Below are 15,570 nucleotides of genomic sequence, written 5' to 3'. Positions count from 1 at the left end.
GCTTAAACCCAGCGCGAGCGGGGCGCCAGCCGAAAAAGGCCGAGCCGGGGTCTCCGCATGGCCGGCATACCGGGCGGTTTTCCGCAGCCCGGATTACGCTCCATCCGGGCTACTGGTTCAGCATCTTACGCCGCCCGCATGTCGTTGAGGAACGCGTCGATCTCCCCGCGCAGCATATCGGCCTCGCGCCGCAGCGCGTCCGAGGCGCTCAGCACTTCGGTGGCCGCGGCGCCGGCTTCGGCGGACGCGGTGGAGACGCCGACGATGTTGCTGGAGACCTCGCTGGTGCCGCCGGCGGCATGCTGGATGTTGCGGGCGATCTCGCGCGTCGCAGCGCCCTGCTCCTCGACCGCGGCTGCGATCGTCGTGGTGACGTCGTCGATCTCGCCGATGATCCGGCCGATGCCCTGGATGGCGCCGACCGCAGAGGTCGTGATCTCCTGCATGCCGGCAATCTGGGTACGGATCTCTTCCGTCGCCCTGGCGGTCTGGCTCGCCAGGCTCTTCACCTCGGAGGCGACCACCGCGAAGCCGCGGCCGGCCTCGCCTGCGCGCGCCGCCTCGATGGTGGCGTTGAGCGCGAGCAGATTGGTCTGCGAGGCGATGGTCTGGATCAGGTCGACGACGACGCTGATGCGGCTCGCGCTGTCGGCGAGGCTCTGCACGGTGGCGTCGGTCGATCCCGCTTCATCGACGGCCTTCTTGGCGATCTCGGCGGAGGTCACGACCTGGCGGCTGATCTCCTGGATCGAGGAGGACAGCTGCTCGGTGCCGGCCGACACGGTCTGCACGTTGACCGACGTTTCCTCCGCGGCGGAGGCGACCGCGTTCACCAGCGCGTTGGACTGGTCGGCGGTGTTCGACATGCTCTGCGCGGTCGATTGCATCGAATTGGCCGACTGCGCCAGATTGTCGAGCGCGGAGCGCACCGTGCTTTCGAATTCGGCGATCTTCGCTTCCATGCGCGCGGCACGCTCGGCCTTGGCGATACGGTCCTTGTCCTGCTCGTTCGTCAGCGCACGGGTCTCGATCATGCTTTCCCGGAACACTTGCAGCGTGTTCGCCATCACCGAGATCTCGTCATTGTGGTTCTTCGAGCGGTAGATCTCGGTTTCGAGATCGCCGTTCGCCAACAGCTGCATCGACTGATGCAAGGAGCCGATCCGGCGCAGGATGTTGCGGCCGACATAGAGCCAGACGAACAGCGCCGAGCCGACCAGCATCAACGCGCCCAGCGCCAGCATGACTGTTGTGGCGAGCGAAGTCTCCTGCCGCGCCTGGAAGGTCGAGGCGTTGGTCTCCTTCTGCACGCCATCGACGAGCTGCTGCACGCTGATACCGAGGCCGACGTTGAGCTTGCGGGTCTCGTCAAGGATGGTCTGACCATAGTCGATGGAGTCGAGCTCCTTCTCGCGCAGATTGAACACGCCGGTCTTGCCGGTGCCGAGCGCGAGCAGCTTTTCCGCCGTGTCGCGCAACATCTTGTTGCCCTGGTTGTCAGGCAACAGATCGAGGTTCGAGCGCAGGCGGCCCTGTGCCGTCTTGAATTCCTTCTGGATGTCGTCGAGCTTGTCGCTGGTGCTCGCCGAAAGCGCCGCGCTCATGTCGGCGGCGGCGAGATTGCCGCTGGCGACGACGTTGCCGAGCTGACCGACGGTCTGCGCGGCGTCGGTTGCATCCGCGGCGGACAGGTCGGCTGAACCGAGAATGGCGTTGACCCGGGTCTGCGCGTCCAGCATCGCCGGGCTCGCTGCGCCGACGAACGCGCCCTGCGCGTTGCGAAGCGCATCATATTGCTTCTCATGGAGGGCGGCGATGTCGAGCCGTTCGCGGGCGGCCTTCGCCAGACTCTGAGCCGCCTCGTTGATGCTCTTCATCGTGTCGCTCAGCCCGGAGACGACGCTCTTGTCGCCGCCGAGCTCGATGATCTCGTTGAGCTTCTGCTGCGTCTGCTCCTGCAATTCCCTGAGCTTCTTGGTGCGTTCATTGAGGGCGTCCTCGCTTTGCGCCGCAAGCAGGGCTGGTCCCTGCGCCGCAAGGCTCGCACTCAGTGCCGACAATTGCAGGCTGGCGGACAGGCGCGGAATGTCCCGTCCGCTCAGTTCGGTCATGCGTCCGCCGAGATTCTGCAGCGCCAGGCCGGCGCCGGCCGCGATCACGAGACCCATGCCCGCGATCACCGCGAAGGCCGCAAACAGGCTGCCGCGCACGCCCCATTTCGGCATTTTGAAACGAGGACGGAAACGGCCAAGGACGCGGCCAAGGCCCAGACGGATCGCCATTGAAATTCCCCCAATGTTCTTCTGTTTGTGGCGGCAGTATCGGCAGCACCGGTTAAAAAATCGCAATTTGCGCAATTGCTTGCGCATGTTCCGCAGGACGAAAAAAGAAAGGGCCGGCAACGAGGCCGGCCCTTCTGCTTGATAAGGTTTTGATAACCGATCAGTAGCGCGCCACAGCCGGGCTGGCCCAGTTGAAGCGGTAGTTGACGCCCGCCTTGAAGGTGTGGTCGTCCGTGGTGAAGTTGCCGGTGCCGGCCAGCGGGCCCGCGGTGAAGTGCGCGTCGCCGAAATTGTAATACTGATACTCGGCCTTGGCCGACCAGTTCGGGGCAAACATGTATTCCAGGCCGGCGCCGACGGTGTAGCCGTTGCGGTGATCGCCATCGATGATGAAGCCGGTCGGCACGCCGCCGACAGTCACCTTCTCGTTGTTGTCCGAATAGGCGTAGCCGCCCTTCACATAAAGCAGGCCGGGACCCCAGGTGTAGCCGACGCGGCCAGTGATCGAGCCGAGGCCGCGCTGGTCGTTGGTATAGGCGATGCCGCCCGGGAACACTGCGCCGACGCTGCCGGAGAGCCAGGAATACTGGCCCTCGACGCCGACCACGAAGTTCGGGTTGAGCTGCCAGTCCGCGCCGACCTGCACGCCGCCGAGGAAGCGGCCATTGCCGTTGTTGCCGGTGGAGAGGCCGTTGAAATTGTTGTCGCTGGAGAATGCGCCGCCGAGATGGGCACCGATGTAGAAGCCGGTCCAGTTGTAGATCGGCGCGGCGTAGGCCGGCGCGGGCGCCTTGTAATAGTTGCGGTTGCCGAGATCGGCACCGATCGCCGGTGCAGCGGCGCCCACCACGAGCAGCGCAACGGTCGCAAACAGAATCTTCTTCATCGTCTTGAACTCCAACACGTAAGGTCCCCGGCAGGCGCGCCTTGCGCGCCGTCGTTGGTTTTGCAGATAGCTCGCTTTTGACGAAAATGCTGTCACATGCGTGGCACAGCGACGGCCAACCTAACTTGTTGGGGGGTAAATGATTTTCGTGCTTAATGGCGGCTTAAGAAGTGGTGAAGGAAGGCTTAACTTCGCGCATCGCCGGTAACTTGCGCGCGCCTCTTGTTAACCAAGACGTCGCAGCACCTCATCGCGCATCTGCGCGCGGAACGCTGCGCGCTTGGCGGGCCGGTCTTCCTCGCGCACGTCATGACGATCGAAGATGTCGAACTTCTCCAGGATCGGATAGCGCTCGCTCGCCATCGCGAGCACGCGCAGTATCTTGGTCGCCTCCGGCGTCGGGCCGCTGACCTCCCAGCGCCGGATGGTGTCGGCGCCGCCTCTCTCCGGCAATCCGCAAAGCTTGGCCATGTCGGCCGCGCTGAGCTTGCGCTCGAGAGCATCGGAGAGGTCGTTGCGAAGCTGCTTCAGTTCGGCGCCGGTCATGCTGCTTGCGTCCAGGGAAGTCACTGAACGCAATGCACTAGCGCTGATTCGGGTCCATCCGAAGGCGGCGGGTGCGTGCCCGCGCTCCGGCACCTTCGCCCGCGCACGGAGTTATGAACGGAGACCCATGGAAATTTCCCGATGAGTGAACAGTTGGCATGTCGGGGCGCGCTCCGGGCGAAAGGATCAGCCATGAAAACCATCAAACTCGCGATCGCCGCGCTCATCACGACCGGACTGCTTGCCGTGCCTTTCGCGGCTGAAGCAAAGAAGGTCCGGTCGAGCCGGCATTACAGCACCGGTGTGGTGGCGCCGACCTATGGCGGTGTCGGCGTGTCGGCCGTGCAGCCAAGGGGGCCCTACGGGTCATCCGGACAGACGGTCGGCACCGTCACCGCGCCGTCGATCGGCTCGTACAATTGGCCCTCGGTCGGCGTGACCAACGCGGTCCCCACCTGGAGCAACACCACGAGATAGAGAGCGCTTCGGCGAGGTGGATGCCGCTCTCCGGATCAACGCATGCCGCTCGCCGATCCGGAGAGCAGATAGAGCGCAATCAGCAATGTCGCGACCGACAGCATCGTCGTGATCGAGACCGTGGCCGCAACCAGCTTCTCCTCGACTTTATGCTCGTGCGCGAGGACATACACGGTTTTCGCCGTCGCTACGGCCGCGTTCAGCGAGGAGCAGGCTTAGTGGCGTGTCCCGGACGCGCGAAGCGCGAGCCGGGACCCAGGGCTGCAAGACTCGGCGCTGCGATGGGCCCCGGCTCTGCAGCGCACCGCTGAAGAAGCGCTGCGCTGCGTCCGGGGCACGAGAACGGCTTACTCCGCCGAATCCAGACGCCCGGGCTTAGATCCCGCGGCCGGTCTGTTGACCGATCACGCAGCGCCATGCCGCCAGTCGCTCGGCCGGATGCTGGTTCATCCATTCGGCGAGTTGCGGCGCGCCCATCAGGCAGGACTGCACCGAGACTTGCGCAAAGTCCGATGTGGTGACGATCTGCTCGTGACAATTGGAGGGAGAGGCGAGGCTGCAAAGCACGGCGATGATTTTGATCACGATACGTTACCCCCGTCGCGGCCGATGAACGTGCGACCGATCGTGGGTTTGTCCTGCCCCTCGGCGGCCGGATCTGCCGGCGGGAAGATGCTGTCGTAGATGGCGCGTGCCTCCTGAATGAGGCGCGTTCGCTCGCGCTCGGATCTTGAGATAAATCGAATGACTTCGCCCATGTTGGCTCCGAATCTCACCTGGTTAAGTCATCATGAGATGACGTTAATCATTCAAATGTCATCTATGGCGCCGGCTTCGGCTTTGAAGCGGCGCGGCGATCACGGCCGGATAAAAAGCGCGTGACCGAGCCGCGCAATCTCAACGTCCCGGTGTTTCTCACGCGCTGGGTTGCAAGACCGTCCAACCCCTCATGTCAGTTGCGCAGCTTCAGCAGCCGAGCAAGCTGTCCTTGCGTCGTCAGCAAGGAAATTCTCACGAAGCAAATGCCGCTGGATCGAATATGTTTCGCCTGTTGCAGCGTGCAAGTTTTTGGAACCATCTCGCAATCCGGCGAATCGGCCCGACCAGCCTCTCAGGCGGCCGGTGCTTGCTCTTTCCGCCCCGGCACCGCCGCGAGCAACTCGCGCGTATAGGCATGCTCGGGCGCGGCGAACAGCTGCGCGGTGGGCTTCAGCTCGACGATGGCGCCGCGCTGCATCACCGCGATGCGGTCGCAGATCTGGGCTGCGACGCGCAGATCGTGGGTGATGAACAGCATCGACAGCCCGAGGCGCGCCTTGAGATCTTCCAGCAGTCTCAACACCTGCGCCTGCACCGAGACGTCGAGCGCGGACACGGCTTCGTCCGCGACGATGATCTCCGGCTCGAGCGCGAGCGCGCGGGCAATGCCGATGCGCTGGCGCTGGCCGCCGGAGAATTCATGCGGATAGCGCTCGAGTGCGCCGGCGTCCAAGCCCACCATCTTGAGGAGATCGCGGGCGCGGTCGAACGCCGCCTTCGGAGCGGTACCGGCTGCGATCGGACCGTCGGCGATGATGTGGCCGATCTTGCGCCGCGGATTGAGCGAGGCGAACGGATCCTGGAAGATCATCTGGATGCGATGACGCTCGGCGCGCAGCGCCTTACCAGACAGCTGGGTGAGATCGGTCTCGCCGATCCGCACCGTGCCGCGGTCGGCCTCGATCAAGCGCATCACCAGGCGTGCCACCGACGATTTGCCGGAGCCGGATTCGCCGACCAGGCCGAGCGTCTCGCCCTTGAGGATGTTGAAGTTGACCGCGCGCGCCGCGTCGACACGGCGATCCTCGCGGAACCAGCCGCCTGACGTGACATAGGTCTTGTCGAGCCCGATCACCTCGACGGCCCTTGCCTGATCGTCGAGGGGCTTTCGCGGCGGCGGATCCATCGACGGCACGGCGGCGAGCAATGCCTTGGTGTAGTCGTGTTGCGGCTCGTTGAAGACAGCCGTGGCGGGACCTTCCTCGACGACCTTGCCGTGCCTGAGCACCACGACCTGGTCGGCGATGTCGGCGACCACGCCGAAATCATGGGTGATGAACATCACCGCCATGTTGCGGCTTCTCTGGAGGTTGCGGATCAGCTTCAGGATCTGCGCCTGCGTGGTGACGTCGAGCGCGGTCGTCGGCTCGTCGGCGACCAGCACCGCGGGCTCGAGCGCGAGCGCCATCGCGATCATGGCGCGCTGGCGCTGGCCGCCGGAGAGCTGATGCGGATAGGCGCGCACGATCCGCTCGGGGTCGGGCAGGCCGACCTCGCGTGCCAATGCGAGTGCTTTCGCGCGCCGTTCCTTCGGCGTGAGCAAGCCGTGCGCCTCGAACATCTCCGCCATCTGGTCGCCGATCCGCATCAACGGATTGAGCGCGGTCATCGGCTCCTGGAAGATCATCGCCAGCCTGCGGCCGCGCAGATCGCGCCAGCCGTCGTCATCGAGCTTGAGCAGGTCGCGGCCTTCGAACTGGATCTCGCCGGAGGCGACCGAAACCGTGTCCGGCAACAGGCCCATCAGTGCATGCGCGCACATCGACTTGCCGCTGCCGGACTCGCCGACAACGCAGACGATCTTGCCGGGCCGCAGATCGAGCGAGACGCCGTCGACGGCGAACGGACGCTCGGCGCCCTTGGGCAGCGCGATCCGCAAGTTCTTGATGGAGACGGCGGGCGGGGCGGTCATCGTCAGCGGCCCTCCCGCGACAGGCGTGGATTGAGGGCATCGTTGAGGCCTTCGCCGATCAAATTGAGGCCGAGCACCGAGATCAGGATGGCGACGCCGGGGAACACCGTGATCCACCAGGCCTGTCGGATCACGGTGCGGCCGGCGCCGACCATGTAGCCCCAGGAAATCAGATTGGGATCGCCGAGGCCGAGGAACGACAGCGAGGATTCCAGGAGGATCGAGGTCGCCACCATCAGCGAAGCCAGCACGATCACGGGCGAGAGCGCGTTCGGCAGGATCTCGCGCAGGATGATCCAAGTGTTGCTCTGGCCGGTGACCACGGCGGCCTGGACATATTCGCGCGTGCGCAGCGACAGCACCTCGCCGCGCACGAGGCGGGCGACCGGAGGCCAGCTCACCACCGCGATCGAGGCGACGATCGAATAGATCGAGGGCTGCAGGATCGCGACCAGCACGATCGCCAGCGCGAAGCTCGGAATGGTCTGGAAGAACTCGGTGAAGCGCATCAGGGCGTCGTCGACCTTGCCGCCGAAATAACCCGCCATGGCGCCGATCGGCACGCCGACGACCAGTGCGACCAGGGTGGAGACGAGGCCGACCAGCAGCGACACCCGTGCGCCGAAGATCATGCCGGCGAACACGTCGCGGCCGAGCGCATCGGTGCCGAGCGGCACCGCCCCGAGCGTGAAGGGCGGCAGGAACGGCCGCTGCACCATGCGCCAGGGCGAGTTCGGGAACAGCATCGGCCCAAACACCGCGACCGAGATCGCAAGCAGGAGGATGACGAGCCCGATGACGCCGCTCGGGCTCTTCAACATCGATTTCCAGAACTGTTTCATGAGGCGAATTCGATGCGTGGATCGACCAGGCGATAGACGAGGTCGGTGATGAGGTTGAAGATCAAGACCATGGCGGAGCAGATCACGAACACGCCGAGCAGCAGATTGTAGTCGCGCTGCAGCAGCGCGTCGTACATCAGCCGCCCGATGCCGGGCCAGGCGAACACGGTCTCTGTGATGACCGCGCCGCCGATCAGCGTGCCGGAATGCACGCCGGCGAGCGTCACCACCGGCAGCAGCGCATTGCGCAGCACGTGGCGGCGCTGGATCACGGCATCCGAGAGGCCTTTGGCACGCGCCGTCTTGACGAAGTCGAGCCGCTTCACCTCCAGCATCGAGGCGCGCGTCATGCGGGTGTAGGTCGCCATGAAGAACAGGCCGAGCGTCATCGCCGGCATGATCAGGTGCTTTGCGACGTCGAGCGCATGGGTAAGGCCGGTGAGGTTGGCGCCGACCGTCTCGTAGCCGAAGCTCGGCAGCCAGTCGAAGGTGACCGAGAACAGCAGAATACCCATCAGCGCCACCCAGAAGATCGGCATGGCGTAGAAGATCAGCGCGAATATTGTGATGCCGGTGTCGAGAAAGGTTCCGGCAAAGCGCGCGGCGAAGGTGCCGAAGAGGATGCCGAGCATCAGCGAGATCGCAAAGGCGGTCAGCGTCAACAGCAGCGTCGCCGGCAGCCGCTCGCCGATCAGCTTCGCAACCGGTGCCTGTTGGCGGAAGGAGAAGCCGAGGTCGAGGCTGACGACGCCCTTGACGTAGATGAAGAGCTGCTCAGGCAGCGGCTTGTCGAGGCCGAACTTCTCCCGGAGCTGCTTGACGAAGATCTGATCGCTGGCCCCAGCCTCGCCCGCCATCACGACCGCGGGGTCGCCGGGCGCCAGCCGGATCAGGAAGAAATTGAGGACCACGATCGCGAGCAGGACGATCACGCCCTTCAGGACACGCTGAGCGACGAAGGAGAGCATCTAGTGCGTCATATTGGTGATGTGACCTGGAGCCACGGAGACGGTGGGCTCCCTCGCCCCGCTTGTGGGGCCGAGACGAGCTTCGCTCGCTCTGGGAGGGTTGGGGTGAGGGGGACTCTCCGCGAGGGTATCAGCAGTTGGACTCGCGGAGACTCCCCCTTACCCGAATGTGCGCTATGCGCACATTCGACCTCTCCCCGTACGCGGCAGGGCGATCGCATATGGCGTGCACGATGCGGCGGCATCGGCACTGGGCTCCCTCCCCCGCTTGCGGGGGAGGGTTGGGGAGAGGGTGCCTCCGTGTTGGGGCCGTTGAGAATCTGCCGAGTTTGTCCCTGCGCGGCGAGAGCTCTCACCCGCCGCGCTCTGCGAGCGCGTCGGCCTCTCCCGCAAGCGGGAGAGGCGGAGCAAGCCCGCGGACAGTCCCCGCGAAAGCATATGCGATCGCCCTGCCGCACGCGGGGAGAGGTGAAGAGGGCAGCCCTCACTTCTCGAGCCATGCGTCCTTGAAGCCGTCATTGACCCCGATCCCCGTGGTGATCAGGTTCTTGACCTTGCAGCGCATGATGGTCGGGAATTGCAGCTCGAGCATCCAGGCCACCGGCACGTCCTCGACCAGGATCTTCTGCGCCTTGTCATAGATCTCCTGGCGCTTGGAGTCGGGCGTCGCAACGGCGCCGTCGGCGAACAGCTTGTCGATCTCCGGGTTGGAATAGCCCTCGACGTTGTTGAAGACCTGGCCCTTCGCGATGTTGCTGGAGATATAGTTGCGGCCGACCCCGAGCGCGGGATCGCCGTACTGGTAGAGATAGGTGAAGGCGATGTCGTAGTCCCAGTCGCCGATCTTCTGGTTGCCGCCGGCAACGTCGGTGGCGATGGTCTCGATGGTCATGCCGACGTCCTGGAGGTTCTGCTTCACGGCTTCACCCCAGCGCTGCCAGGTCTCGCCATAGGCGAGCGGCAAGAGGCGGATCTTCTCGCCCTTGTAGCCGGCTTCCTTCAGCAGCGCCTTGGCCTTGGCCGGATCGTAAGGGTATTTCTTCACGTCGTCGGTGTAGTACTTGATGGTCGAAGCCGACGGGCCGGTGGCGACCTTGCCGAGCCCGTTCCAGATCACGTCCTTGGCGAAGTCGCGGTCGATCGCATACATGATCGCCTGCCGCACCCGCTTGTCCGCGAGCGGCCCCTGGCGATTGTTCAGCCACAGCCAGGCCAGCGGCGAGAAGAACTCCCAGCCGGCGCCGGTGACGCAGGTGTCCTTCAGCTTGGACAGCCGCGGCACGTCGAAATTCTCGACCGAGCCGCCGGGCAGCACGTCGACCTTGCCGGTCTCATACGCCACCGAGCGCGCGGCGGCGTCGGGGATGATCTGCCAGTAGATCTCGTCGAGATAGGGCTTGCCCTTTTCGTAATAGTTCGGGTTCTTGACCAGGCGGATGAACGAGCCCTTCTGCCACTCCTTGAACATGAACGGGCCGGTGCCGACCGGCGCGTTGTTGTAGGGATTGGTCTTCCAGTCGGTGCCCTCATAGAGATGCTTCGGCACCATCGGCATCGAGCCGACCTCGAAGATGCCGAGGAACGGGCCAAACGGCTGCTTCAGCGTGAACACCACGGTGTAATCGTCCGGCGCTGCGACCTTGTCGACCTGCGCGAGGTTGGTGCGGGCGCGCGCGTGGGTCTGCTTCAGCATCTCGATCGAGAACAGCACGTCGGCGGCAGTGAAGGGCTTGCCGTCATGCCAGGTCACGCCCTTCCTGAGCTTGAAGGTGTAGGTCTTGGCGTCCTCGCTGACGCTCCAGCTCTCGGCGAGCTCCGGCTGCGGGTCGAGCTTGGGGCTGTAGCGCAGCAGTCCTTCGAAGATGTTGCCCGACACCATCTGCACCGGGCCGTTCTGCACCATCGCCAGCATCAGGCCGGGCGGTTCGGGTTGGATCACGGCGTTGATTACGCCCCCGCTCTTGGGCTCTTGCGCCAGCGTCGAGGCCGTGAGGCCGCAAGCCAGGAGGAGACCAAGCAACACTCGTTTTGGCATGTCGTATCTTTCTCAAGCGAGACCAGCCGTAAACGCTTCGCAACGTCCTCGCGCGCAAAGCTACGGTCGGCCCATCCCAGTCCCCATCCGATATCGAGGCTCACACAGTCTCGTTCGGCGCTGCAAGATGAAAGTCTCGACAGTGTTCGCACAAAAAATGTACAGCGCGTCCTGTTTTCACTTGATTCATTCTCATGTCGCGCAGACAAGTCCGCCATGGACAATGCCACGCGCTCCGAACGGTCCCGCAATGCCGCGCTCGAAGCGGCCATCGCCATCATCGCGCGCGACGGGCCCGGCCGGTTGACACTCGATGCCATCGCGCGCGAGAGCGGCCTCAGCAAGGGCGGGGTGATGCATCAGTTCCGCACCAAGGAGGCGGTGCTGAAGGCGTTGCTCGAGCGGCAGATGGCGCATTTCGAGGAGTTCTCGACCCGCACCATGGCCAAGGTGAGCGCGTCCTCGGCAAGCCCCAATCTGGCGACCCAGCTCGCCACGATCAGGGAAGCGGCGACCTCGCCGAATTCTGCCGCGCTGGCCCTTGTTGCGGCCATGGTCGAGAATCCCCGCCTGATGGCGCTGCCGCGTGAGCGCGAGATGAAGAGAATGGCGGCGATCAGGGCAGAGGCCGCGGATCCTGATCTCGCAATGCTGCGTTGGGCTGGAGCAATGGGATTGCTGCTGAGCTCGTTGTTCGGCATGTCGCCGCTCAGCAACGACGAGCACCAGCGGCTGTTCGCGCGCCTGCTCGACGACGCACAGTGGAGCGGCCTTGAACAGCCGGCGACGCGCACTATCAAGCCCGCTGCCAAGTCCTCGACGCCATCGACGGCCAAGGCCGCAACTTCGGGCAAGCGCGCCTGATTTATTGTTAACGAATTCCAACCGAGCGCTGCCCAAAACCGCGCCTGCGGCCAAATGTGTCAGGGCGCATTTTCGGGACTTTACAAACCGTCTGGTCGGTTTTATAGACGCTGAGACGGCCCAAGGCGTCTGACAAGGCCCCCGGACGATGCCCTGGGCCGGCAACGGTGAGCGCCGCAGCCGTGTCTGGTCCCAAAGCGCGGCTGCGGTCGTCATTGCCTTCCCAAGAAGCCGCAAAAAGGAGTCTGGAATGGATCGCTCGATCGCCCTGCGCGGTCTGGGAACGCTGATGCTGTGCGTGGCAATGGCCGGCTGCGCCTCGGTGGCGCCCGTGCCCTATTCGGAAATGGCGTCCTCGGCCTACCTGGCCCCGGACAAGTCGGACGCCTCCGGCCGCGTGCCCTACCGCTATTCCACACCGGTCGATTGGCGCTCGTATAATAAAGCGATCGTCGATCCCGTTGTGGTCTATCGCGGCCGGGATCATCAATTCGGCGACATGTCCGACAAGGACAAGGCGACGCTCGCCGCCTACATGCAGAACTGTTTCGCCGATCGGCTGCGCAGCCGCTTCGCCCTGGTGCGCGAGCGCGGGCCGAACACGTTGCGCATCCGGCTGACGCTGACCGGCGCCGTCACCAACACGCCGGTGCTCGGCACGCTCTCTCGTTTCGACATGGCAGGTGCGGTCTACAACGGCGTGCAGGCGGCGCGCGACGGCGAGGGCATGATGACCGGCTCGGTCATCTACGGTGTCGAGATCTTCGACGCTTCGACCTCGCGCCTGCTCTCGGCCTTCGTCACCAAGCAATACCCGGGCGCCTACGACATCAAGGCCAGCGTCGGCGCGCTCGCGGCTGCCACCGCCGGCCTCGACAAGGGCGCCGATGCGCTGATGGCGCAACTCAACTGAAGCCGCAATTCCTGCAACGAAAGGTGCCGCCGATGAACTTCCTGCTTCGCTTCCTGCTGCGCGTCGCAATCACCGTTGTGATGATGGTCCTTGGCGGCCAGGCGGGCGCCGCCGCTCCCACCGATCCCAGCGGCATATGGCTCGTCGAGGACGGCCGCGCCCGCATCCGGCTCGAGCGTTGCGGTCCCGCGCGTGACCGCATCTGCGGCTTCATCGTCTGGATGAAGGAGCCGGCCGACAAGCGCGGCCAGCCCTATCGCGACAAGGAAAATCCTGATGCCGACAAGCGCGCCCGCACGCTGCTCGGCCATCAGCTCATCATGGGCCTACAGGCGACGCCCGAGGGACGGTTCGCCGGCGACATCTACAATGCCGAGGACGGCAAGTTCTACTCGGTCTCGCTTTGGCGCGAATCCGCCGATCGTTTGAAGCTGAAAGGCTGCCTCATAAAAATCCTGTGCCAGACCCAGACCTGGCAACAGACCCTCGACGTGCTGCCCGGCCAGCTCGTCGGCCTGACCGGCGATCTCAACGGCCCGCGCGCTGACCAGGAATGGGCCGCGGTGCCGGTCCCGAAGCCGATCCCGGTCAAGGGAAGATAGGGAGCAGCATTGTCCTGCGGCCGCGCTCGCGCGCGGCATTGCGTCAGGCGCTGTTGCGCCAAACTCCGTCATTGCGAGTGCAGCGAAGCAATCCGGAATCTCTCCGCGGTGAGATTCTGGATTGCTTCGTCGCAAGGGCTCCTCGCAATGACGGATATGGATGCATTTGAGCCCCAAATTTGATCCGGATCAAAGCCATGCCGCCGCTTTTGCGATCGAATAGCAACTAGCGGGGCCGGCTCTGCGTGTCTCGCTCCCTTGAGCCGCGAGACGATCGATGGACATCCAGGCCACCAATATCCCCGCGGTTGACGATAGCGGACCTGATGTCGTCGCTCTCGAGCCGGCGCCGGATGCGGGCATGCAGCATTGCCTGCAATTGCTGGGCAATGCCGGCCTGCGCCCGACGCGCCAGCGCCTGGCGCTTGGCCGATTGCTGTTCCTGGGTGGCCATCGTCACGTCACCGCAGAGAGCCTCTATGAAGAGGCGATGGCTGCGAACGCGTACCTGTCGCTTGCGACGGTCTATAACACGTTGAACCAGTTCACCGAGGCCGGCCTGCTGCGCCGGATCGCGGCCGACGGCCTCAAGTCGTTCTTCGACACCGACACGTCAGTGCATCCGCACTTCTATCTCGAAGGCGAGGACGTGCTGGTCGACGTTGCCGACGGCCTGGCCTTCACCAAGATCCCCGAGGCGCTCCCCGGCCACGAGATCGCGCGACTCGACGTCATCGTCCATTTGCGCCGGAAGCGAACGTAGCGCCGCCGCGCTCTTACCCCGCCCTGCCCCTCCAGGGGAGGGTACGAAGTATCACCGCAACCCGGCGCGTCGGAATCCTTCCAGATAATGTTCGCGGTCGGCATCATTGGCCCACGGCAGTTGCGTCGCGATCCAATGCAGCGAGATGTTCGGCTGGGTGCGTCGGAGCTCGCCGAGTGCCAACTCGGCAAGCGCGCCGTCGCCGATCATGCCGGCGGAGACGGCGAGAACGCGGTAGGCGCCGGTGAGGTCGCCGCGGTGGCGGATCGCCTCGCGCGCGAGCGCGATGGCCTCGTCATAGCGCCGCTCGGTGAAGCGCGCATAGGCCGCGATGCCGTGATAGATCGCCAGCGACGGATCGCGCGGGGATAGCCGGATCGCCCGTTGCGCGGCCTCGAACGAATCCTGGGACCGTCCGGCATAGGACAGCGCCAGCGCGTAATAGCCCTGCGCCAGCGAGAAGTTCGGATTGAGCGCGAGCGCCTGCTCGAACTCGGACAGCGCATCCGCAAGCCTGCGTGTCGAGAAGCAGACGCTGCCGAGCGCGGCATGCGCCCAGGCATCCTCATGGTCGCAGCGCACCGCGGCGAGCGCGGCGGCTTCCGCGACCGGAGCAACCGCCGCCAGCTCGGCCCAGCCGAGATGCACGCCGAACATGTCGTTGACGGCCAGCAGCGACAGCGCCTGGCCGTAAGTCGGATCGATCGCGATCGCGCGTTCGAGCAATGCCCGCGCGGTGTCGTGATCCCGCCGGGTCACGCGCCAGTAATGCGACAGCGCGCGCATCAAGAGGTCCCAGGCGTCCAGGCTTGCAGGCGGCTTGCGGTGAGTGCGAAAATTCTCCGCCGCATGAATCTGCGGCTCGATCGCCGCGGCGATTGCGTTGGTGATCTCGTCCTGCACGGCGAAGACGTCGACGAGCTCGCGGTCGTAGCGCTCGGCCCAGAGATGGCCGCCCGACACGGCATCGTTGAGCTGCGCGGTGATGCGCAGCCGGGTGCCCGCCTTGCGCACGCTGCCTTCGACGACGTAGCGGACGCCGAGCTCATCGGCGATCTGCCTGATGTGGACCGCGCGTCCCTTGTAGGTGAAGGACGAGTTGCGGGCGATCACCATGAACCAGCGCTGCTTCGACAGCGCGGTGAGGATGTCCTCGCTGATCCCGTCGCCGAAATAGTCCTGGGCGGGATCGCCGCTCATGTTCTCGAAGGCGAGCACCGCGATCGCCGGGCGGTCCGCCGCGCGCGGCGGGGTGGGCTTGGCTTCCGCCCGCGCGGGGGATGCCGCCATTTCTTCCCGGACCTCGCCGACGAAGCGAAAGCCCTTGCGCGGAATGGTCTTGATCAGGCGCTGTGTCGCGCCGTCGTCGCCGAGCGCCTTGCGCGCGGCGTTGATCCGGCTGTTCAGGGCGGAATCCGAGACGATGCGGTCGCTCCAGATCTGGCTGATCAGGTCATCCTTGCTGACCACACGCGCCCGTTGCGTGACCAGATAAAGCAAGAGATCGAACACTTGCGGCTGCAACGGAACGGCCGCCCCATCGCAAGTGAGCTCCCGAAGGTCACCGTCGAGCACGTTGTTTTCAAAGCGAAATCGCACGTTTTCGTCGTCTCAAGCAAAAATCAAAGGCGTCTCAGGCGAAAATCAACCGTCCGCGAAAG

The 15,570-nt window shown here is 64.8% G+C and carries 16 protein-coding genes; 5 read left to right on the top strand and 11 right to left on the bottom strand.

Annotation, left to right across the window (positions count from 1 at the left end; all coding sequences use genetic code 11):
• Window positions 1–125 precede the first annotated feature (125 nt).
• From CVM73_RS13790 to CVM73_RS13780, 3 genes are all read right to left on the bottom strand, one after another.
• The gene (locus CVM73_RS13790) at window positions 126–2,282 is read right to left on the bottom strand and encodes a methyl-accepting chemotaxis protein (protein ID WP_100232516.1); all 2,157 of its coding nucleotides are present in this window, start codon (window positions 2,280–2,282) and stop codon (window positions 126–128) included.
• 160 nt (window positions 2,283–2,442) lie between these two features.
• On the bottom strand, window positions 2,443–3,168 hold the full coding sequence (locus CVM73_RS13785) for an outer membrane protein (protein WP_100232578.1): 726 nt from the start codon (window positions 3,166–3,168) through the stop codon (window positions 2,443–2,445).
• Between the two features lie 225 nt (window positions 3,169–3,393).
• The gene (locus CVM73_RS13780; protein ID WP_100232515.1) at window positions 3,394–3,714 is read right to left on the bottom strand and encodes a helix-turn-helix domain-containing protein; all 321 of its coding nucleotides are present in this window, start codon (window positions 3,712–3,714) and stop codon (window positions 3,394–3,396) included.
• A gap of 192 nt (window positions 3,715–3,906) precedes the next feature.
• Here CVM73_RS13780 and CVM73_RS13775 point away from each other — a divergent pair, with 192 nt between their 5' ends.
• Window positions 3,907–4,191, top strand: a complete 285-nt coding sequence (locus CVM73_RS13775) for a hypothetical protein (RefSeq protein WP_100232514.1) — start codon at window positions 3,907–3,909, stop codon at window positions 4,189–4,191.
• A gap of 35 nt (window positions 4,192–4,226) precedes the next feature.
• On the opposite strand, the gene CVM73_RS13770 is transcribed toward CVM73_RS13775, so the two are convergent.
• The 7 genes from CVM73_RS13770 to CVM73_RS13740 form a co-directional block, all read right to left on the bottom strand.
• A complete protein-coding gene (locus CVM73_RS13770) occupies window positions 4,227–4,364 on the bottom strand; it encodes a hypothetical protein (protein WP_245452295.1) in 138 nt (45 codons plus the stop codon).
• 202 nt (window positions 4,365–4,566) lie between these two features.
• Window positions 4,567–4,776 carry a hypothetical protein gene (locus CVM73_RS13765; protein WP_080133401.1) on the bottom strand — a complete coding sequence of 70 codons (210 nt, stop codon included), beginning with the start codon at window positions 4,774–4,776 and terminating at the stop codon, window positions 4,567–4,569.
• Window positions 4,773–4,949: a hypothetical protein gene (locus CVM73_RS40310; RefSeq protein WP_167406823.1), complete on the bottom strand. Its 177-nt coding sequence runs from the start codon at window positions 4,947–4,949 to the stop codon at window positions 4,773–4,775. Before CVM73_RS40310 ends, CVM73_RS13765 begins: the two co-directional genes overlap by 4 nt.
• 353 nt (window positions 4,950–5,302) lie before the next feature.
• Window positions 5,303–6,922, bottom strand: coding sequence for an ABC transporter ATP-binding protein (locus CVM73_RS13760; protein WP_167406822.1), 1,620 nt, complete (start codon window positions 6,920–6,922; stop codon window positions 5,303–5,305).
• 2 nt (window positions 6,923–6,924) lie between these two features.
• Window positions 6,925–7,764 (bottom strand): ABC transporter permease, encoded by an 840-nt coding sequence (locus tag CVM73_RS13755; RefSeq protein WP_146006596.1) that lies wholly within the window; start codon window positions 7,762–7,764, stop codon window positions 6,925–6,927.
• Window positions 7,761–8,732, bottom strand: a complete 972-nt coding sequence (locus CVM73_RS13750) for an ABC transporter permease (protein WP_100232512.1) — start codon at window positions 8,730–8,732, stop codon at window positions 7,761–7,763. Before CVM73_RS13750 ends, CVM73_RS13755 begins: the two co-directional genes overlap by 4 nt.
• Window positions 8,733–9,216: 484 nt before the next feature.
• Window positions 9,217–10,767 carry an ABC transporter substrate-binding protein gene (locus CVM73_RS13740; protein WP_100232511.1) on the bottom strand — a complete coding sequence of 517 codons (1,551 nt, stop codon included), beginning with the start codon at window positions 10,765–10,767 and terminating at the stop codon, window positions 9,217–9,219.
• A gap of 216 nt (window positions 10,768–10,983) precedes the next feature.
• Here CVM73_RS13740 and CVM73_RS13735 point away from each other — a divergent pair, with 216 nt between their 5' ends.
• The 4 genes from CVM73_RS13735 (at window position 10,984) to irr (ending at window position 13,909) form a co-directional block, all read left to right on the top strand.
• Window positions 10,984–11,631: a TetR/AcrR family transcriptional regulator gene (locus CVM73_RS13735; RefSeq protein WP_100232510.1), complete on the top strand. Its 648-nt coding sequence runs from the start codon at window positions 10,984–10,986 to the stop codon at window positions 11,629–11,631.
• Between the two features lie 250 nt (window positions 11,632–11,881).
• Window positions 11,882–12,544, top strand: a complete 663-nt coding sequence (locus CVM73_RS13730; RefSeq protein ID WP_100232509.1) for a DUF3313 domain-containing protein — start codon at window positions 11,882–11,884, stop codon at window positions 12,542–12,544.
• Between the two features lie 32 nt (window positions 12,545–12,576).
• A complete protein-coding gene (locus CVM73_RS13725) occupies window positions 12,577–13,146 on the top strand; it encodes a DUF2147 domain-containing protein (RefSeq protein WP_100232508.1) in 570 nt (189 codons plus the stop codon).
• A gap of 277 nt (window positions 13,147–13,423) precedes the next feature.
• Window positions 13,424–13,909: a Fur family transcriptional regulator Irr gene (irr, locus tag CVM73_RS13720; protein WP_100232507.1), complete on the top strand. Its 486-nt coding sequence runs from the start codon at window positions 13,424–13,426 to the stop codon at window positions 13,907–13,909.
• A 51-nt stretch (window positions 13,910–13,960) separates the two neighbouring features.
• Here the strand turns inward: irr and CVM73_RS13715 are convergent, their stop codons facing one another.
• Entirely contained in the window at window positions 13,961–15,508 is a 1,548-nt protein-coding gene (locus CVM73_RS13715; RefSeq protein WP_100232506.1) for a winged helix-turn-helix domain-containing tetratricopeptide repeat protein, read from the bottom strand.
• Window positions 15,509–15,570: the final 62 nt, after the last annotated feature.

Origin of the sequence: Bradyrhizobium forestalis, assembly GCF_002795245.1 — a bacterium.
GTDB classification, from domain to species: domain Bacteria; phylum Pseudomonadota; class Alphaproteobacteria; order Rhizobiales; family Xanthobacteraceae; genus Bradyrhizobium; species Bradyrhizobium forestalis.
This window is presented reverse-complemented; position numbering and strand designations above follow the sequence as displayed.